The sequence below is a fragment of the Caulobacter sp. Root487D2Y genome, assembly GCF_001427165.1.
Lineage (GTDB): Bacteria > Pseudomonadota > Alphaproteobacteria > Caulobacterales > Caulobacteraceae > Caulobacter.
The window spans coordinates 557334-578129 of the sequence record NZ_LMFD01000001.1 but is presented as its reverse complement, the minus strand read 5'-3'; the positions used below and the strand labels follow the sequence as shown (position 1 = coordinate 578129).

At 70.4% G+C, this 20796-nt stretch carries 15 protein-coding genes; 4 read left to right on the top strand and 11 right to left on the bottom strand.

Translation table 11 applies throughout. The annotated features are described in order from the left end of the window. Positions 1-91 precede the first annotated feature (91 nt). Genes ASD38_RS02620 through ASD38_RS02605 form a run of 4 tightly spaced genes read right to left on the bottom strand, consistent with a single transcriptional unit; the run spans position 92 to position 6777 of the window. A complete protein-coding gene (locus ASD38_RS02620) occupies positions 92-838 on the bottom strand; it encodes an SGNH/GDSL hydrolase family protein (RefSeq protein WP_056457320.1) in 747 nt (248 codons plus the stop codon). Then, complete coding sequence (locus ASD38_RS02615) at positions 838-4290, bottom strand: glycosyl hydrolase 2 galactose-binding domain-containing protein (protein ID WP_056457317.1); 3453 nt, start codon at positions 4288-4290, stop codon at positions 838-840. Before ASD38_RS02615 ends, ASD38_RS02620 begins: the two co-directional genes overlap by 1 nt. 59 nt (positions 4291-4349) lie before the next feature. Further along, positions 4350-5867, bottom strand: a complete 1518-nt coding sequence (locus ASD38_RS02610) for a carboxylesterase/lipase family protein (protein WP_056457314.1) — start codon at positions 5865-5867, stop codon at positions 4350-4352. After that, the gene (locus tag ASD38_RS02605) at positions 5854-6777 is read right to left on the bottom strand and encodes an ROK family protein (protein ID WP_056457311.1); all 924 of its coding nucleotides are present in this window, start codon (positions 6775-6777) and stop codon (positions 5854-5856) included. The genes ASD38_RS02610 and ASD38_RS02605 overlap by 14 nt, the downstream gene beginning before the upstream one ends. Before the next feature lie 183 nt (positions 6778-6960). Here ASD38_RS02605 and ASD38_RS02600 point away from each other — a divergent pair, with 183 nt between their 5' ends. After that, on the top strand, positions 6961-8184 hold the full coding sequence (locus tag ASD38_RS02600) for an ROK family transcriptional regulator (RefSeq protein WP_056457309.1): 1224 nt from the start codon (positions 6961-6963) through the stop codon (positions 8182-8184). A gap of 15 nt (positions 8185-8199) precedes the next feature. On the opposite strand, the gene ASD38_RS02595 is transcribed toward ASD38_RS02600, so the two are convergent. The 3 genes from ASD38_RS02595 to ASD38_RS02585 form a co-directional block, all read right to left on the bottom strand. After that, positions 8200-9795 carry a flavin monoamine oxidase family protein gene (locus ASD38_RS02595; protein ID WP_056457305.1) on the bottom strand — a complete coding sequence of 532 codons (1596 nt, stop codon included), beginning with the start codon at positions 9793-9795 and terminating at the stop codon, positions 8200-8202. 223 nt (positions 9796-10018) lie between these two features. Beyond that, on the bottom strand, positions 10019-11053 hold the full coding sequence (locus tag ASD38_RS02590) for an aldo/keto reductase (protein WP_056457302.1): 1035 nt from the start codon (positions 11051-11053) through the stop codon (positions 10019-10021). A gap of 18 nt (positions 11054-11071) precedes the next feature. Beyond that, positions 11072-12241 (bottom strand): MFS transporter, encoded by a 1170-nt coding sequence (locus tag ASD38_RS02585; protein ID WP_056443998.1) that lies wholly within the window; start codon positions 12239-12241, stop codon positions 11072-11074. Between the two features lie 101 nt (positions 12242-12342). Between ASD38_RS02585 and ASD38_RS02580 the strand changes: the two genes are divergently transcribed. Beyond that, a complete protein-coding gene (locus ASD38_RS02580) occupies positions 12343-13275 on the top strand; it encodes a LysR family transcriptional regulator (RefSeq protein ID WP_056457300.1) in 933 nt (310 codons plus the stop codon). Here ASD38_RS02580 and ASD38_RS02575 read toward each other — a convergent pair. The 3 genes from ASD38_RS02575 to ASD38_RS02565 form a co-directional block, all read right to left on the bottom strand. Beyond that, positions 13259-13741 (bottom strand): cupin domain-containing protein, encoded by a 483-nt coding sequence (locus ASD38_RS02575; protein ID WP_056457297.1) that lies wholly within the window; start codon positions 13739-13741, stop codon positions 13259-13261. The two genes, ASD38_RS02580 and ASD38_RS02575, sit on opposite strands and share 17 nt — an antisense overlap. 8 nt (positions 13742-13749) lie before the next feature. After that, positions 13750-14673: an alpha/beta fold hydrolase gene (locus tag ASD38_RS02570; protein WP_056457295.1), complete on the bottom strand. Its 924-nt coding sequence runs from the start codon at positions 14671-14673 to the stop codon at positions 13750-13752. Between the two features lie 116 nt (positions 14674-14789). Further along, positions 14790-15548: a helix-turn-helix transcriptional regulator gene (locus tag ASD38_RS02565; RefSeq protein WP_056457292.1), complete on the bottom strand. Its 759-nt coding sequence runs from the start codon at positions 15546-15548 to the stop codon at positions 14790-14792. Between the two features lie 169 nt (positions 15549-15717). On the opposite strand from ASD38_RS02565, the gene ASD38_RS02560 reads away from it, so the two are divergent. Next, entirely contained in the window at positions 15718-16920 is a 1203-nt protein-coding gene (locus ASD38_RS02560) for an acyl-CoA dehydrogenase family protein (protein WP_056458247.1), read from the top strand. Positions 16921-17194: 274 nt separating this feature from the next. Next, positions 17195-19645: a TonB-dependent receptor gene (locus ASD38_RS02555; RefSeq protein ID WP_056457289.1), complete on the top strand. Its 2451-nt coding sequence runs from the start codon at positions 17195-17197 to the stop codon at positions 19643-19645. Between the two features lie 112 nt (positions 19646-19757). Here the strand turns inward: ASD38_RS02555 and ASD38_RS02550 are convergent, their stop codons facing one another. Then, complete coding sequence (locus ASD38_RS02550; RefSeq protein ID WP_056443976.1) at positions 19758-20624, bottom strand: dienelactone hydrolase family protein; 867 nt, start codon at positions 20622-20624, stop codon at positions 19758-19760. Positions 20625-20796: the final 172 nt, after the last annotated feature.

Sequence of the window (20796 nt, the reverse complement as noted above, 5' to 3'; positions counted from 1 at the left end):
GTGCCGGTAGGTTCAACCTATGGAGAACCGACAGCGCTGTCAACTTTGGACAGGATATTTCGAAAACGATTTTGGTTATGCGACTTTCAAGTCACGTCCGGGCCAGGGCCAGGCCGATCGCCGCCAGGGCCACGGGCTCCATGACGGCATAGCCTTCGCGGGTCGGATGGACGCCGTCGTAGGCCAGACCCGGCCTCATGCCGCCCGCCCCGTCGTCCAGCACCCCGGTGTAGTCGGCCAGCGCCGCGCCGCGCTCGGCCGCCCAGGTCCGCAGCCAGGCGTTCAGCGCCGCCACCTTGGCGGTGGGACCCAGGCCCGGCCTCCAGGGAAACTCGGCGACCGGGGTGATCGTGGCCAGGATCACGGCGATCCCGCTGGCCTGGGCCAGCACGGTCATGGCCTGGAGGTCGGCCCGGGTGGCGGCCGGGTCGTAGGGGCCGGCGTTCTGGGCGATGTCATTGACCCCGGCCAGGATGTGCACGGCCGCCGGCTTCAGCGCGACCACGTCGGGCCAGAACCGCACCAGCATCTGGGCCGTCACCTGGCCGCCGATCCCCCGTCCCAGCAGGCCGTTGTCGGCGAAGAACGCCGGATGGAAGTCGCGCCAGCCCTGGGTGATCGAGTCGCCTATGAACACCACCCGGCGACGTTCGGGCGGGAGCTCGCGGTCGACCGCGTTCTCGGCGGCGTAGCGCTGCAGGAACGGCCAGTCGGCGCGCAGCCGCTCCTCCTCCGAGGGCCATTGCGGCGAGGCGGCGGTCTGGGCCAGGGCGAGGCCCGGGACGGCCCATCCCGACGAGGCAAGCCCGGCCGTCAGCAGGGCGCGACGATCCAGCATCAGCGCACCTCCGTCTTGGCCGGAACCACGTTCCAGCCCCGCAGCTCGACCTTGGCGCCGGCCCTCGCCTCGCCCGGATAGCGGATCTCGACGGTCCGTCGCTCGCCGGGCAGCAGCGAGACATAGTTGTCGGCGTAGTAGGCCGGCAGGATCCGCGCGCCCTTGGCGTCGACCAGGGTCAGCTTGCCGTTCAGGGCGGGGGCCGAGCCGGTGTTGGCTAGGGTCACCGTGACCACCGTTTCAGCGCCGGCGGCGGTCGAAGCGGCCGCGATCGACACCGGCTGGGCCGCCATGGCCGACAGCTTGCGCTCGCCCTCGGCGTCGCGCGCCACCCAGTAGAGGTTGCTCGACAAAGGCGCGCCGTCGGCGGCGGCCAGGTCCAGGCGGACCACCACCGCGCCCTGCGTCAGCGGACCGGACAGGTCCAGCGTCTCGCCCAGCGCCGTGCTGTCGGCGGCCGCGTCGATCCGCGAGGTCCGGTCGGCCAGCACCGCGCCGTCCAGTCCCACGACACGAGCCCGCAGGCTCGCGCCGGTGATCGGCGTCAGGCCGTTGTTGACCAGGGCCAGCCGGTGGTCGGGCTGGCTCATCTGCACGTGGACGATCTCCGAGCCCTTCTGGGTCCCGTAGTACGAGGCGTGGGTGTCGTAGTCGTGGCTGAGGATCTGCCACATGGTCGAGGGCCAGGCGGGCTGGGTCATCCACAGCAGGCGGCCCGACGACCTGGTCCACAGCTCCTGGTTCATGCCCTCGAAGATCGCCCGGTGCGTCTCGTAGTTCATCAGCTGGGCCTTGCGCTCGAAGTCCTCAAGGCTGGTCGGCGCGCCCAGCTTGGCGGTCATGGCGTCGATGAAGGTCTTGGTCGCGCCGTTCCCGGTCGGATGCCAGTCGTGATAGGCCCAGACGTCGCTGATCGGCCAGCGGTCGGGGGCCGGCACGGCCGCCTCGAACGCCTCCAGGGTCGGGAACGACGGCGTGCCCACCTCGACCGAGAAGCCCTTGGCGTGCTCGGTGAAATAGGTCTCGGGCTCGCGATAGTTATAGGGCCCGCTGTTCTGCAGGTTCACCCGGTTGGAGCTGCCGGTGTACCAGCGCGTGCCGTCCAGGTCGTGGACCAGCGCCTCCAGCCCCTCGTTGAGGATCGGCTGCGGGACGCCCTCGTTGCGGCCGAACCACAGGGCGATCGAGGGGTGGTTGCGATAGCGGCCGATCACGTCGGCGGCGTTCTTCAGGAACAGCGGCACGTCCTGCGGCTCCAGCTGGTAGTCCTGGGTCGACGCCCAGAAGTCGTTCAGCACCAGCAGGCCGTACTCGTCGGCCAGGTCGTAGAAGACGTCCTCGGTGTTCTGCCCCACCCAGTTGCGGATGGTGTTGAGGTGGGCGTCCCTGTGCAGGCGGAAATAGGGCTCCAGCCGCTCGCGCGACACGCGCTTGCGCCAGTCGTCCGTGCCCCAGTTGCCGCCGCGCGCGGCGATCTTCACGCCGTTGACCTTGATGACCAGATAGGGCGTCAGGCCGGTGTCGGGCACGTCTTTCACCGCCGGCGAAGTCTCGCCCGCCTTGGTCAGCGAGGTGGCCCAGCCGTCGGCGACCTTGCGGACGCCCTCGTGGCTGCCGTCGGTGACGTCCTGGCCCAACTGGCGGGCCTTGGAATAGTCGACCTCGACCCGCCGCAGCTCGCCCTTGGAATCCATCAGCGACAGCTCGTAGGTCATCTGGCGCAGGCCGATGCGGCTGTCCTTCTGGTCGGACGGCTTGCCGTCGACCGAGGCCAACAGGCGCAGGCCATACAGGGTCTGGGCGCCGTAGCCGTTGGGCCACCACAGCTTGGGATTCTTGACCGACAGCTGCGGGAAGTCGGCCGGGCTGAACACCACCCTGCCCTTGCCGGGGGCGAGGATGACGGTCGTCTCGACGGCGACGTCATCGAAGGCGGCGCGCACGGTCGTCTTGACCGCCGCGCCCGTCAGGTTCTCGACCGGAACGGTGATCTCGACGTCGGCGACGCTGTTGTCCGGCTGGCCAGCCACTTGGGGAAGCGTGGTGACCACATGGCTGTCGCCGATCCGCACCGGCCCGGTCGAGCGCAGCACCACGTCCTGCCAAAGGCCGGTGTTGCGGTCGCGGACGCTGGGGATCCAGTCCCAGCCCTCGCTGGCGATGAAGGTCGGGCCGTCCAGGGCCTGCATCCCGCCGTTCTCGCCGACCCCGGCGGTCAGGGACTCCTCATGGGCCAGGCCCGGATGCGGCGGCGGCGAGACCTTGACCGCGACGGCGTTGGCGACGCCGGGCTTCAGCCTGCCGGTCACGTCGAACTGGCCGCGGATGAAGGCGCCCTTCAGATCGCCAAGCTTCTCGCCGTTCAGCCAGATCTCGGCGGCGTAGTTGATCCCCTTGAAGACCAATTGCTGATGGCGGCCGTCCTGGCCGGTCGGCGCGACGAACTCGGCGCGATACCAGTAGTCCTGCTTGTTCAGGCTCTCGGGGATGGCGGTGTTGTTGAGCCCGAAGTCCGGATCGGGATAGACGCCGCGATCGACCAGGGTGGTCAGAACCGTGCCGGGCACGGTGGCCGCATACCAGGCCTTGGCGTCGTAGCCGGGCCTCGACAGCGCTGTCCCGCCATCACTGATTTTCGGCGCCTCGACCAGCGACCAGCGCTTCAGGGTCCAGGCGTCGGCGCCTTCGGTGAGGGGGGCGGCGACCAGGGCCGGGCCGGCATAGGGCGCGACGGCGATCGCCTTGGAGAACGACGCCTTGCTCCTGGGCCGCGTCCAGGCGTCCTGCGGCGTGACCTGGCCGTACATCTGGCGCACCTGCACCGGCCAGGTCGGGCTGCCGGGTTCGTACACCGTCAGGGCGGGGTCGGGCTTGGTCGAGGCCAGGGCCTTGAGTTCGGCGGGCGTCAGCGCCGCCGCCTGGGCCGTGAAGCCGGCGATCCTGCCGCCGAACGGCGCGGTTCCGGCCGGTTTGCGCGGACCCAGCTGCAGGGTCGAGGCCGAGGCGACCGGCGACGCCGCCCCCTCCCCGACCTTGGCCCCGTCGACATACAGCGTGACCTTCGCCCCGTCCGACACCGCCGCCACATGGGTCCAGGCGCCGGGCTTCAGCGCGCCCGGGCCCTTCACGGTCGTCGAGCCGATCGAGACCGCCGGCGCGCCGTCCTCGAGCACGATGAAGCGGCCGCCGCCGACGGGGTCGCCCACCCCGGCCACGACCACGCGCCCGGCCGACACGGTCGTCGGCGAAATCCAACCCTGCAGCGACCAGGGCCCCTGGGCCGGCAGGGGATTTCCCGCCAGCGGCTTGGCCAGGCCGTCGCCGCCGCGCGGCAGGTCGGCGTTGTAGGGCCCTTGGACGGACGATGTCTGGGCGCCGGCCGAGGCCGCGACCAACAGGGCGCAGGAGGCCAGCAGCGACAGGCGCGAAATCCGGCGGATCTGGTGGCTCATCATGTTTCCTCCTCGGTGGGACGGCCTCTGCGGGCCGCTTCATCAGTGTCAGGTCGACGTCAGGGTCGCGGCAGCAGGCGGCAGAGCGCCTCGTGGCCGCCTCGGGCCGGGACAGGGCCCGACGGGGTGAAATCCAGCGCGCGCCCCGTCGCGTCGGCGGTCGGCCATGGCGTCAGTCCCGCGCCGTTCGGATCGCCGGTGCGCGCGAAATTGGCCCAATAGGCTTGAAGGCGCGGCCAGGCCGCCTGGCTGGATCCCGCGGGCGACGTGTCGAAGACGAAGGGCAGTTCCGAACCGTGGCGCACGGGTCCCGATCCCGGCGCGGCCACGCCGAGCTCGTAGCGCCAGACGCCCGCGCCGGTCTCGACCTGGCGCGCGGCGACCCAGATCGCCGGGCAGCGGAAGCCGGTGTCGGCGGCGATCTGGCCGGCGGTCCGATCGGAGACCGGGGCCTCGCCCTCGATCTCGTAGAACGCCAGGGCGCGGCCGGCGCCGCCGCCGTAGTTGGTGGTGATCCAATTGCGGGCGTTGGCCGCCCCGCCGTACAGGGACAATTCGCTGGCGCTGTTACCGACGATCAGAAGAACCCGAGCCTGACGGCCGGCGGCCAGGGTCTTGGCCGGGGCCTCGCGGACCACCGCCCCGTCGACCACCGCCTGCAGCCAGATGAAGCCGTCGTCGGGGATCGGCGGCTTCAGGCGATCGGCGGCGTCGAGCAAAGCCGGGCCGGAGGCGGCGCGCAGTCCCGCCAGGTCCGGAGCGCCGACCGCGCGGGCCAGGTCCTCGCCGAGCTTCTCGTTCTGGGCCAGCGACCGCGGCGGCAGGCCGAAGCCCGCCGTGCCGCTCTGCTCGATCGCCTTGCGGAACAGGCCGCGGGCCTCCGGGGCCAGCATCAGCAGGCCCACGTCCTGGCCGCCGGCCGAGTGGCCGAAGATCGTCACATTGCCCGGGTCGCCGCCGAACCGGGCGATGTTGCCCTTCACCCAGCGCAGGGCGGCGATCTGGTCCATCAGGGCGTAATTGCCCGATGCTCCGCCGCCCTCGACGGTCAGGCCGGGATGCGACAGGAAGCCGAAGGCGCCCAGCCGATACTGGATCGACACTAGCACCACGCCCTGCTCGACCAGGCTCGACTCGACCGTGCCTCGGGCCGAGCCGGCGCGGTTGGCCCCGCCGTGGATCCAGACCATCACCGGCAGGGGCGCGGCGGGCTTCAGGGCCGGGGTGCGGATGTCGAGATAGAGGCAGTCCTCGCGGCTGTCGGCGGCGTCCTTGGCGTTCCAGCCGTAGGACCGCTGCAGGCAGGGCGCGCCCGAGACGCTGGCGTCGCGGGTTCCGTTCCAGGGCTGGATCGGCCCCGGCGGCGTCCAGCGCCGCTCGCCGACCGGCGGCGCGGCGAAGGGCACGCCGCGAAACACCGCCCCGGCGCCGCGCGCCTCGCCCCGGATCGCGCCGCCGCTGACCGCGACGGTGACGGGCGGACCGTCATCGGCGAAGGCGGCTCCCGCGGCCCCGAAGGCCAGCGAGGCGGCCCAGAGGACCATGGGGACGAGGGCGCGGCGGTCAGGCCGCGGCATGGCCGGCGGCCTCGGCCGGGGTCCACAGGCGCGCAGCGCCGCGCACCCCCGAGGAGTCGCCCCACTGGGCCGGGGCCAGCCGCGCCCGCCAGCCGTCGGAGAACACGTGCGGCTCGATGAAGGCCGGCAGGCGCTCGTAGAGCTCGGCGACGTTCGACAGCCCGCCGCCGAACACGAAGGCGTCCGGGTCGACGATGTCGCAGATCACCGCCAGGCCTCGGCCCAGGCGGTCGAGATAGCGGTCGAAGCTGGCTTGAGCCTCGGCGTCGCCGGCCCGGGCGGCGGCGATGATCGCCTCGCCGGCCAGGGCCTGGCCGGTGCGTTCGGCGTGGTCGCGGCGAAAGCCCGTGCCGGAAATCCAGGTCTCCAGGCAGCCATGCCGGCCGCACCAGCAGGCCGGGCCCGGCGATTCTTCCGGCCTGGGCCAGGGCAGGGGCGTGTGGCCCCATTCGCCGGCCACGCCGTTGGCGCCCTCGACCAGCTTGCCGTCGATCGCCAGGCCGCCGCCGCAGCCGGTGCCGATGATCACCGCGAAGACCCCGGCCAGCCCCGCCGCCGCGCCGTCGACGGCCTCGGACAGGGCCAGGCAGTTGGCGTCGTTGGCAAGCCGCACGGGCCGGCCCAGGCCCGCTTCCAGGTCCTCGCGGAACCGGCGGCCGTTCAGCCAGGTGGAGTTGGCGTTGCGCATCACGCCCGTGCGCGGCGACACCGAACCGGGCGCGCCGACGCCGATCGAGCCGCGACCGCCGGCCTGCTGTTCGGCCTGGGCGATCAGGTCGCGGACCGTGGCGATGGCGGCGTCGTAGGATCCCGGATTGGGCGCGCGTACACGGGCCAGGAACCGTCCGTCCGGCGCCAGGGCGGCGGCCTCGATCTTCGTGCCGCCAAAATCCACGCCCACTTGCATCAAGCCCGCTTTCCTCCAGCCGCCCGTTCGCTGCTTGTCGGCGCGCGCTTCGGCGCGCCTCCAGCTGCCTCAATAGTCAGCAAGCCAGAATAAAGAAAGCAATTTAAGTAATTCGCGGACGACGGCGGCGCTCTCGCCACCACCCGCGCCACGGTGCTACTAGGGCGTCTGGTCGAAGGTTATCGAATGCCGTCCTTGGAAGTCCCGCGCAAATCGAACCGGAAGCGCACCGCCGGCGCCAGCCTGTCGGGCGCCAATCTCGAGCGGGTCGGCGACCACAATCAGCGGGTCATCCTGCAGGCCATCCGGGTGGGCGGCCCGATCACCCGCGTGATTCTGGCCCAGATCACCGGCCTGACGCCGCCGGCCGTGGCCAACATCACCAAGCGCCTGCTGGACGACGGCCTGATCCTGGAGGCTGGCCGCGTGCAGGGCGCGCGCGGCCAGCCGGCCATGAACCTGACCATCAATCCCGACGGCTGCCTGTCGATCGGCGTCAATATCGACCGCGACCACATCACGATCGTCATGCTCGACCTGCTGGGCGCGGTGCGGGCCCGGGCCAGCCAGGAGATCGACTTCCCGCTGCCCGCCGACGTCGCCAAATTCTGCAAGGTCCAGATCCGCAAAATGCTGGGCGCGTGGAAGGGCGAGCCGCCGCGCCTGTCGGGCATCGGCGTCGCCCTGCCCGACGACCTGGGCCGGGTGGACTTGCCGCATCGGCCCGAGAACTACGACGTCTGGAGCACGGCCGACATCGGCAAGCTGATGGCCGACATCCTGCCCCTGCCGGTGTTCCTGGAAAATGACGCCGCCGCCGCCGCCCTGGGCGAGCTGCAGTTCGGCCATGGCCTGCGCCGGCCCAGCTTCTTCTATGTCCTGGTGTCGTCGGGCCTGGGCGGCGGCCTGGTGATCGAGGGCGACTATTTCCGCGGGGCCCAGGGGCGCAGCGGCGAGATCGGCTTCCTGCCGGTCAACTCGTCCAGGACCCAGGCCCGCTCGCTGCAGGAGATCGTCTCGCTGTCGGCGCTCTACGCCCATCTCGAGGCGGGCGGGATCGTGGTGACCCGCCCCGACCAGCTGAGCGACCTGTCGCCCGAGGGCCAGGCCCTGGTCGAGGACTGGATCGCCCTGGCGGCCAAGCTGCTGGTCCAGCCGTTCGTGTCGATCAGCTGCCTGGTCAATCCGGAAGCCATCTATGTGGGCGGACGGCTGCCCACCGCGCTGCTGGATCGCCTGGTCGCGGCGGTCAACGCCCACCTGGCGCGGATCGAGGACGTGCCGGCCCTGGCCCGGGTCGAGCGGGCCGCCACCTCGGCCGACGGACCGGCGGTCGGCGCGGCTTTGCTGCCCTTCATGGCCCAGGTGCTGCCGTCCCGCGCCGCCCTGATGAAGACGGGCGCGAGATAGCCGTCAGTCCACGGATCAGATGATCCGCTGAGCCGTCACCGCCTGACCCTTGCGGTGCTGGGCGTCGAGCATGACGATGGCGCGGTGGGCGGCGCGGATCGCCCCCTCCTGCCAGGCGCCGACATGGCTGAGATATTCGCCGGCGAAGTGGATCGGTCCGTCAGGCTGGCCCAGCAGGTGATAGTCCGGCTCGTCGTCGCTGGCCCAGCCCACCCCGATGCCGAGATTGTAGGGCACGGCGGCCCACTGCACCTGCAGGGGCTTTTCCAGCAGCTTGCCGCAGCCGGGATGCATGGCCTCGATGACCTTGCGGGTGTGCTCGATCTGGTCGGCGCGGGACATCCTGGCCAGCTGGTCCGCCGCCCGGCCGCCGGCATAGGCCCCCAGGATCACCCCGGTCTTCGAATGCAGGCCGTAGCTGGGGTACCAGACCATGTTGCTGGGTCCCTTCACGAACGAGAGGCCGCCATAGATCTGGTACTTTGGCCCCTCCCAGAAACGCGGGGCCTGCCAGGCGATCTTGATGCTGTCGCGATAGGGCGTGCGGGTGATCGCCGCCTTGTAGGCCGGGCTGAAATCGGCGTCGATCCTGGCCAGCACCGGCAGCGGGATGGTCGAGATGCAGTAGTCGGCCTCGATCGCCAGGTCCTTGTTCGCGACCTTGTCGTGGTAGGCGATCCTCACGCCCTTGCCCGTCTTGCGGATCTGGCGGACCTCGCACTGGCGCTTGATGATCCTGGGGCCCAGGGCCTTGGCGAACGCGTGCGGGATGGCGTCCATGCCGCCCTTGGGCTGGAACATGGTGGCCTGCATGTCGATGGTCTCCTCGAACAGCACGCCGTTCCAGAGATCTTCGTCGAGCAGGGCTTTCAGGCTGATCGGGTCGTAGGGCGTGGCCCGTTCGTCGCCCGCGCCCGGCTCGATCTTGAGGCCGGCCCGCTGCGAGCCCTTGTAGAAGAGGTCCGGCGACAGGTCGCCATAGGTCTTCAGGAAGGCGACCATCCGCGCCTTGTCCTCGGCCGTCAGGTCCGCGTCGAGCGCGCCCTTGTTGATCGCCTTGGCCAGCAGCTCGGAGACATGGCCGCGGGTGTCGTTGATCGCCGTGCGCATCTGGATCGGCTTGCCGCCGTTGGCCTCGGGATTGAGCAGCAGGGCGCTGCGGCTGGTGTTGACCTCGACCTCCAGCTCCACGCCCAGCTCGCGGCAATAGCCCAGCACGATCTGGTGGTGGCTGGGCAGGCGCGCGGCGCCGGCGTTCATGTACTGGCCTTCGTCGAAGTCGCAGACCTGGCGCGAGCCGTCGGTCATCTCGATCCTGTCGCCCCGGCGCACCGTCCAGACCCGGCCGCCGGTGCGGGCCCGGGCCTCCAGGATCGTGCAGTCGTAGCCGGCCTTGCCCAGCTCCCACGCCGCCGCCATGCCCGCCACGCCGGCGCCGAGGATCACCACCTTGGCGCCCTTGCCGCCCCCGCCCTGGGCCAGGTCCGGCGGGGCGCCGGCGAACGCCGTGGACGGGGCCAGCAGGCCCAGGGCCTGCATGGCGGTGAAGGCGGCGCCGTAGCCGCCGGCCGCGCCGATGGCGAGAATGAAATGACGACGACTGACCGGCATGCCTGCCCCCCTTGCACAATGACCCCTGGGACCCCTGGCTCAGGGGTTCGAGGGCTATGCGAGACGGCCGCTTCCGACGGGTCAATCAAACACGACGGCGCCGCGCGTTTGCCCGCGCGGCGCCGCTGGAGCTTGCGGACGGCGCCGCATTTCGCGGCGCTGGACGCGCGTCCATCCATGCTCGCGCCCGCATTGGAACGCGTACGGACAAACGACTCGAATCTCAGACCGGCGGCGGATTGACCATCTTGAAGCCGCCTTCGCGCCAGTAGGGATAGTGCGGATAGGCCGGGGTCACGGCGCTGGCGGCGTCCAGGCGGGCCACCTGCTCGGGCGTCAGGCTCCAGCCGACCGCGCCGAGGTTCTGGCGCAGCTGCGCCTCGTCGCGGGCCCCGACGATCACGCTGGACACCGTCGGCCGGCGCAGCAGCCAGTTGATGGCGATCTGCGGCAGGGTCTTGCCGGTTTCGGCGGCGACCTCGTCCAGGGCGTCGACCACCGCATAGAGCCGTTCGTCGTCGACCGGCGGGCCGGAGTCGGCGGTCTCGTGCAGACGGCTGACCGCCGGCAGCGGCTGGCCGCGACGGATCTTGCCGGTCAGCCGGCCCCAGCCCAGCGGACTCCAGACCATGGCCCCGACGCCCTGATCGATCCCGAGCGGCATCAGCTCGTGCTCGTAGTCACGGCCGATCAGCGAGTAGTAGGTCTGGTTGGCGACGTAGCGCGGCCAGCCGTGCCGGTCGGCGATCGCCAGCGACTTCATCAGCTGCCAGCCGGAGAAGTTGGAGGCGCCGACATGCAGCACCTTGCCGGCCCGCACCAGGTCGTCCAGGGCCGACAGCACCTCCTCGATCGGCGTGAAGGCGTCGAACGCGTGCAGCTGCAGCAGGTCGATGCGGTCGGTGCGCAGGCGCTTGAGCGCCGCCTCGACGCCCCGAACCAGCCGCGGGCGCGAGGTCCCGCGGTCAAGCGGGCCGTCGCCCGTCGGCAGGCCGATCTTGGTCGAGATCAGCGCCCGGTCACGCAACCCCTCGAGGGCCGCGCCGAGGATCTCTTCCGAGGCGCCGTTCGAATAGACGTCGGCGGTGTCGAACAGGGTCACCCCCGCTTCCAGGCAGATCTCGATGATGCGGCGGGCCTGGGCGGCGTCGGTGTCGCCCCAGGCGCTGAACAGCGGCCCCTGGCCGCCGAAGGTGCCGGCGCCGAAGCTGAGGGCCGGAACCTTCAGGGTCGATTTTCCGAGTTGGCGGTATTCCATGATCCGACGTCCTTGCGGTCAGAGGGCGGCGACGCGCAGGGCGCGACGCTCAAGAGAGAGACTGAAGGCGGCCAGGGCAAGGGCCGACAAAGGCACGGCGGCGGCGATCAGGGGAACCGAAGCCAGACCCGGGCCGTGGGCGATCACCGCCCCGCCCAGCCAGGCGCCGAACGCGTTGCCCAGGTTGAAGGCGGCGATGTTCAGGCTGGAGGCCAGGCCCTGGCCCGCGCCGCCGGCCTGCGACAGCACCCGCATCTGCAGCGGCGCGACGGTGGCGAAGGCGGCGGCGCCCAGGCCGAAGGCGGCGACCACCGCCCCGATCCGGTCATGGAAGCCGAACGCCGAGGCGACCAGCACCAGGGTCAGGACAGCCAGGCTGCCCAGCAGGGCCGGGGCCAGGGCCTTGTCGGCCCAGCGGCCGCCGACCAGGTTGCCGCCGACCAGGCCCGCGCCGAACACCAGCAGGATCGGCGAGACGGCCGCCTTCGAATAGCCGGCCAGTTCGGTCAGGATCGGCTGGATGTAGGTGAACACCGCGAACACCCCGCCGAAGCCCAGCACGGTCATGGCCAAGCCCATCTGCACCTGCGGCCGGGCCAGGACGGCGAACTCCTCGCGCAGCGGGGCCAGGTCGGCGGCCTGCTTTTCGCGGGGGACCAGGGCGGCCAGCACCGCGAAGGCGACCAGGCCGATCGCACCGACGGCCCAGAACGTCGAGCGCCAGCCGAAGGCCAGGCCCAGCCACGCGCCGAACGGCACGCCCAGCAGGGTGGCCAGGGTCAGGCCTGTGAACATGATGGCGATGGCCGAGGCCTTGCGTTGCGGCGGAACCAGGCTGACGGCGACCAATGAGCCGACGCCGAAGAAGGTTCCGTGGGCCAGGGCGGTGACGATCCGCGCGGCCATCAGCAGGCCGTAGGTCGGGGCCAGGGCGGCGGCGGCATTGCCGATCGTGAAGATGGCCATCAGCACCAGCAGGGTGGTCTTGCGCGGCAGGCGGCGGGTGGCGATCGTCAGGATCGGCGCGCCGACGAACACGCCCAGGGCGTAGCCGGTCATCAGCAGGCCGGCCCGCGGGATGGTGACCCCCAGATCGGCCGAGACCTGCATCAGCAGGCCCATGATGACGAATTCGGTGACGCCGATCCCGAAGGCGCCGACGGTCAGGGCATAGAGGGCGAGAGGCACGGTCAGGGGCTCCGAAACGATTTCGAGCCGCTGAGGTAGTCCCTCTCCGTCCTATGAATTAGACTGCCGGAAAGACAGACATCTGTGAGTTCAAGTCAAAGATGGCCAGACTGGAGATCAACCGCTCGGGCGAGATGGAGGTGTTCGCCCGGGCCGTGGAGCTGGGCGGCTTCTCGCCGGCGGCGCGCGCGCTGAGGATGACGCCCTCGGCGGTCAGCAAGCTGATCAGCCGGATGGAGGCGCGGCTGGGCGCGCGGCTGATCAACCGCTCGACCCGCAAGCTGACCCTGACCGCCGAGGGCCAGCTGTTCCACGAACGCACCCTGCGGGTGCTGGCCGATCTGGACGAGGCCGAGAGCGCCGTGGCCGCCAGCATCAGCCCGCGCGGCCGGGTGCGGATCAATTCCAACGTGCCGTTCGGCCTGCATCATCTGTTGCCCCTGGTTCCGCGGTTCTCGGCGCTTTATCCGAAGGTGATCCTCGACATCGTGCTGAACGACACCGTCGTCGACCTGATGGACGCCCGCACCGACGTCGCCATCCGCACCGGGCCCATGCGGGCCTCGCAGCTGATGGCCCGCAAGCTGGGCGAGAGCCCGATGGCCGTGGTGGCCTCGCCCGCCTATCTGGCCCGCCACGGCGTCCCCAAGACGCCGGGCGACCTGGCCGCCCACAACTGCATCGGCTTCAACTTCACCCGCCATTGCGACAAGTGGCCGTTCGTCGACGGCGGCGAGCGGGTGTGGCTGCCGATCCACGGCGACGCCACGTCCGGCGACGGCGAGACCTCGCGCCAGCTGGCCCTGGTCGGCCAGGGCCTGGCCCGGCTGGCCCATTTCCACATCGGCGCCGACCTGGCCGCCGGGCGGCTGGTTCCGGTGCTGGAAGCCTACAATCCCGGCGACCTTGAGGAGCTGCACGCCGTCTATGTCGGCCACGGCGGCCAATTGCCTAGCCGGGTGCGGGCGCTGATCGATTTCCTGGTCGCGGAGGTCGATCTGCGCTCCGCCCCCGAGCCTAGGGCTTGGGTTTAGGCGCGTCCGCCGGATCGACATAGACCGTGTCGGTCGGGCCCTGGCCGAAGATGTAGACCACCACCGGCTCGTCCCGCGTCAGGGCGAAGTGATGATCGCCCGCCGGCTCGGTGTAGACGCTGCCCGGCGGCAGGGCCTTGACCCCGGCCTCGTCGGTCTTGTCGCCATAGCCGAAGAACCAGGTCCCCGAGATCACCACCGCCGTGCGTTCGTCGCGGTGGCCGTGGGCGGCGATGCGGGTGTTGGCCGGGGCCTGCAGCCGGATCGTGTAGGGCCCGGCCTTGGTCGGATCGCCGGCCAGGACCGAGGTCTGGATTCCGGCGACGCCGGACGATCCCGGACCGGCCCCGCCCTGGGCCAGGGCCGCGATCTCTGCAGGGGTCAGGCGCAGTTCGGCGCTGGGCGCGGCGGCGACGCCCGACGCCGCCAGCAGGACCGCGACGAGGCCGAGGACGGCGCCTTTCACAGGGGCCCTCACAGGGGCTTGTCCAGGAACGGACGCACCAGGGCGATCGTGCCCTTGGGGTTCTCTTCCATGATCCAGTGGCCCGAGGCGGGGACCACGCCCTCGGTGACGTTGTCGGCGGCGGCGCGCATGACGGTGGCCATCATCGGGCCAAACGACTTTTCGCCGCCCAGGGCCAGCACAGACAGGGTCAACTTGCCGTACTGGGCCAGGAAGGCCTTGTTGTCGACGGCGTCCTGGTCGAAGGCGTGGAACTGCTCGAACCCGGCGTGCATGGCCCCCGGCTGGGCGTAGAGCTTGGCGTAGTGCTCGCGCGACGCCTCGTCGAACTTCTTCGGATCGGCCGAGAACTCGTTCCAGAAGCGGTCCAGATAGATGCGCTCGCGGCCGGCGACCAGGCGCTCCATGTCGGGCCCGCCGAACCGGAAGTGCCACAGCAGCGGGTTCTTCAGGATCTCGTCCCAAGGGCCGATCCCGGGCACGGGGGCGTCGATCAGCACCAGGCGGGTCACGCGCTTCTGGTTCTGCACCGCGAAGGCGTAGGCGACCATGTTGCCGATGTCGTGGGCGACCACGTCGGTCTTGTCGATCTTCAAGGCGTCGAGAACCCCGGCCACGTCCTTGGCCTGGTTCTTCTTGTCGTAGCCGCCGGCCGCCGGCTTGCTCGACAGGCCCATGCCGCGCAGGTCGGGGACCACCACGGTGTGGTCGCGGGCCAGGTCGGCGGCCATCGGCGCCCACATGTCGCCGGTCTCGCCGTAGCCGTGCAGCAGCACGACGGCCGGGCCCTGGCCGCCGACCCGGACGTGGATCGTCGTGCCGTTGACGGCGATCTCCTGGGTCTTGAACGCGGCGGGGAAGGCGGGGATTTCGGCATGGGCGGCGCCGGCCAGCGAAAGCAGCGCGACGGCCCAAAGGAAAAGACGGTGCATGACGAACCTCCTGATCGGAGCGTCAGCCTGACCTCGAGACGCCGCCTCGGCTTGGAGAATCCCGCCGCGACTAGCCGATTTCCGTCATTTGACCGGAGCGCCGCGGGTGATCGCGTCTAGGCGCCGCCGACCGCGCCGATATAGCCCAGCGTCGCCGCCCGGTGGACGGTCTGGGAGCGGCCGGCCACGCCCAGCTTGTCGGCGGCGTTGATCATGTGGAAGCGGACGGTCGGGGTGGCGATCTGGACGATGGCCGCGATCTCGCCGTCGGTCTTGCCCGCCGCGGCCCATTTCAGGCACTGGATCTCGCGCCGGGTCAGGCGCGCCATATCCCTGCGCTGGCCCAGCGCCGCCTCCTGGTAGGCGCCGGTCAGACGCAGGGCCAGCAGGTGGAACTCGCCGGCCCGGGTCGCGAAGATCTCGGCCACGTCGACGTCCGCGTCCGGCGAGGCCCAGACGACCGCCCCGATCACGCCGCGCGGCTGATAGGCCGGAGCCACGATCGCGGTGGCCACGCCGAACATGTCGCCCGGGTCGATCGCCCCCATCGCCTGGGTCCAGCCGGTGCGCCGCCAGGTCTGCAGCCGGCCGTCCTGGAAGAAGAACGGCTCGGACGTCAGGCGGGTGGCGAAGACGAACGGCGCGCGCAGGGCGAAGGCCCGGTCGCGCCAGTATTCCAGCGTCGGGTCGATCCAGCGGAACAGAGTCTCGGCCAGGGGTTGGCCGTCCATGCCGACCATGGGCCTGGGACTTGAGATATCGGCGCTGACGGCGATGAACGGCAGGCCGACCTCGCGGCCCAGCGCGTCGATCTCGCGCGCCAGCCGCTCGACCAGCTCCAGATCCGCGGCCGCGGGCGCGCGCTCGGCGCTCATCGTCCCACCCCTGCTCATCGCAACCCGCGGACGATGATCCGGCTTGGCGGGGGGCGCAACGATCCCCCTAGGGAAGGTCCCTATCAGTTCCGATAGCTTGCGTCCGCGAGCGCCCTTGGCGAGCTTGCGGGCGGGCGATAGTGGCGCCCCGCGTGGCGAGGTGATGTGGGTGGAGCTTGAACTGTCGGCCGAGGACCTGGCCTTTCGCGACGAGGTCCGCGCCTTCCTCGCCGCCCGCCTGACGCCGGAGCTGGCCCAGGCCGGGCGGCGGATGACCAGCGTCTTCTGCGACAAGATCCACAGCCTGGCCTGGCAGAGAATCCTTCACGCCCAGGGCTGGGCCGCGCCGTCCTGGCCGGTGGAATACGGCGGCCCGGGCTGGACCGAGATGCAGCGCCACGTCTTCGCCGCCGAATGCGCCCGGGCCGGCGCGCCCGGCCTGGCGCCGATGGGCCTGAGGATGGTGGCGCCGGCGATCATGGCGTTCGGCGCGCCGGCCCAGAAGGCCCATTACCTGCCCCGCATCCTGTCGGGCGAGGACTACTGGTGCCAGGGCTATTCCGAGCCCGGCGCGGGGTCCGACCTGGCCGCCCTGTCGCTGCGCGCGGAGCGGGACGGCGACGACTACGTGCTGACCGGCTCGAAGATCTGGACCACCCACGCCCACTGGGCCAACCGGATGTTCTGCCTGGTCCGCACCGCGACGCAGGGCCGTCCCCAGGCCGGGATCACCTTCCTGCTGATCGACATGGACAATCCCCGCATCAGCATCAAGCCGATCGTCACCCTGGCCGGCGAGCACGAGGTCAACCAGGTGTTCTTCGACGAAGCCCGCACCCCGGTCGTCGACCGGCTGGGCGAGGAGAACCAGGGCTGGGCCGTGGCCAAGCACCTGCTGACCTTCGAGCGCGGCGGCGGCTACGCGCCTGGACTCGAGGCGGCGCTGGAGCGCCTGCGGACCTCGGCCGGGCTGGAAGCCGGCGACGAGACCGAGCGCCTGCTCGACGATCCGCATCATCGCCGCCGCCTGGCCGAAGCGCAGATCGCGACCCTGGCCATCGACATCTCCGAGCGGCGGGTGCTCAGCGCCCTGGCCGCCGGCGGCGGTCCCGGCCCGGCCTCGTCCCTGCTCAAGCTGCAGGGCTCTGAAGCCCTGCAGCGCCTCGACGAGCTGGCGACCGATACGCTGGGCCCCTATGTCGCCCCGCATCAGCCCCAGGCGCGGGCGGCGGGCTCGAACCTGTCGCCGATCGGTCCCGAACACGGCCTGACCACCATGGCTCGCTACCTGAACAATCGCGCGGCCTCGATCTATGGCGGCTCCAGCGAGATCCAGCGCGACATCATCGCCCGCCAGATCCTGGGGCTTTAGGGCGCTGCCCCTTGGCTGCTTGGCCAAAAATAGTTCTGTCATCCCGGACGTAGCGCGCAGCGCGAAGATCCGGGACCGACGCGTGAACTCAGCGCTTCTGGCGGTCCCGGATCTGCGGCCCTACGGGGCCTTGTCCGGGATGACAGACGCGGAGGGGGCGCCGCCCCCGACCGCCCCCTATCATTTCCGATAGCTTGTTCGCCCAACGCCGGACCCGCACGCTCCTCCCAAAGCCAGCGTCCCATGAAGGCGCGGCGATCAGGGAGGAAGAAGGATGTCCGGACCATCGCGTTTGGCGCTGACGCTCGGTGCGTCGGCGCTGGCCCTGCTGGCGGCCGCGCCCGCCTGGGCGCAGAGCAAAGCCCAAGGTCAAACCCAGGGCCAGAAGACCGACCCCTTCACGATCGAGACCCTGGTGGTCACCGCGCAGCGGCGCGAGGAGTCCGCCAACAGCGTCGGCATGCCGATCCAGGCCTTCAGCGGCGAAACCCTGCAGCAGCTGCGGGTCACCGACCCCAAGGACCTGTCGGCCATCGCCCCCAGCTTCACGGTCTCGCAGAGCTACCAGGGCGTGCCGACCTATACGCTGCGCGGCATCGGCTTCAACACGATCAACCTGTCGGCCACCTCGACGGTCGGCACCTATGTCGACGAGGTCGCCTACGCCTATCCGTTCATGAACACCGGCCCGATGTTCGACCTGGAGCGCGTCGAGGTGCTGAAGGGGCCGCAGGGCACGCTCTACGGCCGCAACACCACCGCCGGCCTGATCGACTTCGTGACCAACAAGCCCAGCGAGACCTTCGAGGGCTCGGCCACCGCCGAGGTCGGCAACTACCAGACCCACAATTTCGAGGGCTATGTCGGCGGTCCGATCGGCAAGGGCTTGCAGGGCCGCGTGGCCTTCCGCTCCGAGGACAGCGACGAGGGCTGGCAGATCAGCAACACGCGCGGCGAGCGGCAGGGCGAGAACCACCGCCTGGGCTGGCGCGGCGCCCTGGCCTTCCAGCCCAGCGACACGGTCGAGATCGACCTGTCCTATTCCGGCTGGACCAACACGTCCGACACCGTGGCCGGCCAGGGGATCGGCTTCACGCCGGCCACGGCGGCCAGTCCGTTCAACGCCCCGGGCCTGGTCGCCTACGTCAACGCCCACGCGCCGACCAAGGCCAGCCAGGCCGACTGGGCCTCGCCGACCGCTCGTGGCGCGGACATCGGCACGGGCCTGGGCATCGGCGGCCCGGCTCGCGAGGACGACCGGATGGACGCCGGCAAGCTGAAGGTGGTCTGGGACCTGACCGACTCGGTGCGGCTGGTCTCGCTGACCAGCTACAACAAGCTGACCCGCGACGCGGTGTTCGACTGGAGCGGCGCGCCCTACGAGGTCCTGGTCCAGAAAGCCCATGGCGAGATCGAGTCCTCGGCCGAGGAGCTGCATTTCGAGGGCAAGACCAGCAAGGGCGCCTGGCTCGTCGGCGGCTACATCGCCCACGACGAGATCCTGGACAGCAACCGCACCCTGCTGGGCCAGAACGCCAATGTCGGCCTGGTGCGCTTCTATGGCTCGACCCTGCTGGCCACGCCGTTCAACAGCGGCGGCTACACCGCTCTGCAGATGAGCCAGGCGTTCCGCACCTATCAGGACATCGGCGACATCGAGACCGACACCTGGAGCCTGTTCGCCAATGTCGACCACCAGCTGACCAGCGACCTGAAGCTGACCCTGGGCGTGCGCTACAGCCAGGACAAGCAGGACTACGCCGGCTGCTCGCGCGACTTCAACGGCAACATGCTGCCCAACGTCAATGTCGTGAACCGCGCCCTGTTCTTCGCCGCCTACGGCTTGGTCGCGCCGATCAGCCAGGGCCAGTGCAACACCTTCGACCCGGTCAAGAAGAGCTTCGGCCTGGTCACCTCGACGCTCGACGAGGACAACCTGGCCTGGCGGGTGGCCCTGGACTGGGCGGCGTCGGAAGACGTCCTGCTGTTTGGTTCGATCTCACGCGGGGCCAAGGCCGGCGTCACGCCGATCAACGCGGCCAACATCTCGACCCAGAACGCGCCGGCCAACCAGGAGCTGCTGACCGCCTACGAGGTCGGCATGAAGGCGGGCCTGCTGGACCACAGGCTCCAGGCCAATATCAGCGCCTTCTACTACGACTACACGGACAAGCAGCTGAGCGTCTATTTCGCCGACCCGATCTACACGGCCCTGGCGCGCCTGGCCAACGTGCCGGACTCCATGGCCTACGGCCTGGACGGCGACATCACCTGGCGGCCGCTGCGCGACCTGACCCTGATCGCCTCGGCCACCTGGCTGCACACCGAGGTGCAGGGCTATACGGGCATCAACGCCGCCGGCCAGTCGCAGAGCTTCGACGGTCGCCCGTTCCTCTACAGCCCCAAGTTCCAGGGCGGACTGACCGCGCTGTTCGATCACGACCTGGAGAGCGGGCTGAAGCTGCAGGCGGCGTTGAACGGCCGCTGGCAGGGCAAGTCCTCGGCCGACCTGGAGGGCAATCCGCTGTTCGCGATCGACGGCTACGGCCTGCTGAACGCCAGCGTCGGCGTCTCGGACCCGGCCAAGGGCTGGGAGCTGTCGCTGTGGGGCCGCAACCTGACCGACGAATATTACTGGAGCGCGGTCAGCAGCAACGCCAACGTCGTGGTCCGCTTCCCCGGCAAGCCCACCACCTACGGCGCCTCGCTCACCGTCAAGTTCTGACCGAAATGATCGCTTCGGCGTGATGGCCGCCGAGCCGACCTCCCGCTCGCCATCGACCTCGGATCCTGGAGCGTGGCGCCTTTCCTGGCGCCACGCTCCTCTTTTTGGATCGTCAGGCCAGGGCCTTCTTGTAGAGCGCCAGCAGTTCGGTCCAGGCCTTCTCGGCGGCGGGCTCGTTGTAGACCTGGCTGCCCTTGACGGTCCAACCGTGGGCCGCGCCTTCATAGACCTCGACCTTGGCCGGGCGCTTGGCCTCGGCGAAGGCGGCCTTCAGCTTGTCCTTCACGGTCGGGTCCTGCTTGTCGTCGTTGTCGGCGACGCAGACCAGATACTCGGCGTGGGTCTTGGGGATCAGCAGGTGCGGGCTGGTCGGCTGCCCGGTGACCAGGCCGCCGCCATGGAAGGTGGCCACCGCCCCGATCCGGCCCGGCGCCGCCGCGGCGGCGCGGAACGACAGGGGGCCGCCCATGCAATAGCCCTGGACGCCGACCTTCCTGGCCTTGTCGGTCTGGGCCTGGGCGTCGAGGAAGGCGACATAGGCGACGGCGTCGCGGTCGGTGCCCTCCGGCGTCACCGTGGCCCGCATCGGATCCAGCTTGGCGCGGTCGTCGGGCTTGGAGAAGTCGAAGGTCTGCTCGATCACCGGCGCCTTCTTGGCCCGGTAGTAGAGGTTGGGGACCAGCACCACATAGCCGGCCGCGGCCAGTCGCTTGCCCATGTCGCGGAACACCGGCCGCAGGCTCAGCACGTCCGGCCAGACCAGCACCGCCGGCCATTTCCCCTTGCCTTCCGGGTAGAACAGGGCGGCGTCGGCCACGCCGTCGGCCGTCTTGATCTCGACGTCCTTCTCGACCACCGGGCTCTGGGCCCGGACGGCGGTCGCGGCGACGCCGCCCAGCGCGGCGGCGGCCAGACCGAAGGTCCGGCGCGACAGGCGGGGATCGTGAACCAGACCGGGGTGGATATCGTCGTCACACATGCGAGCATTCTCCGTCGGAGCGCCAAAGACGCCGAGAGTGGGGCGGCCAGCGCGCGCCGCCCTTGTGGTGAACGCATTACCGCATGACCCAAGCCCGGGAATGTTTCAACGGAGAAACACCGCGGACGCTCGTCGACGCCTGGCGGTCGTTGGCAGAACACAACGGCGGCGA

Coding starts and splice junctions, on each gene's coding strand:
- ASD38_RS02570 (WP_056457295.1), bottom strand. CDS start 14,673: ATGCACCGTCTTTTCCTTTGGGCCGTCGCGCTGCTTTCGCTGGCCGGC.
- ASD38_RS02590 (WP_056457302.1), bottom strand. CDS start 11,053: ATGGAATACCGCCAACTCGGAAAATCGACCCTGAAGGTTCCGGCCCTC.
- ASD38_RS02620 (WP_056457320.1), bottom strand. CDS start 838: ATGCTGGATCGTCGCGCCCTGCTGACGGCCGGGCTTGCCTCGTCGGGA.
- ASD38_RS02600 (WP_056457309.1), top strand. CDS start 6,961: ATGCCGTCCTTGGAAGTCCCGCGCAAATCGAACCGGAAGCGCACCGCC.
- ASD38_RS02580 (WP_056457300.1), top strand. CDS start 12,343: ATGGCCAGACTGGAGATCAACCGCTCGGGCGAGATGGAGGTGTTCGCC.
- ASD38_RS02555 (WP_056457289.1), top strand. CDS start 17,195: ATGTCCGGACCATCGCGTTTGGCGCTGACGCTCGGTGCGTCGGCGCTG.
- ASD38_RS02615 (WP_056457317.1), bottom strand. CDS start 4,290: ATGAGCCACCAGATCCGCCGGATTTCGCGCCTGTCGCTGCTGGCCTCC.
- ASD38_RS02610 (WP_056457314.1), bottom strand. CDS start 5,867: ATGCCGCGGCCTGACCGCCGCGCCCTCGTCCCCATGGTCCTCTGGGCC.
- ASD38_RS02550 (WP_056443976.1), bottom strand. CDS start 20,624: ATGTGTGACGACGATATCCACCCCGGTCTGGTTCACGATCCCCGCCTG.
- ASD38_RS02565 (WP_056457292.1), bottom strand. CDS start 15,548: ATGAGCGCCGAGCGCGCGCCCGCGGCCGCGGATCTGGAGCTGGTCGAG.
- ASD38_RS02595 (WP_056457305.1), bottom strand. CDS start 9,795: ATGCCGGTCAGTCGTCGTCATTTCATTCTCGCCATCGGCGCGGCCGGC.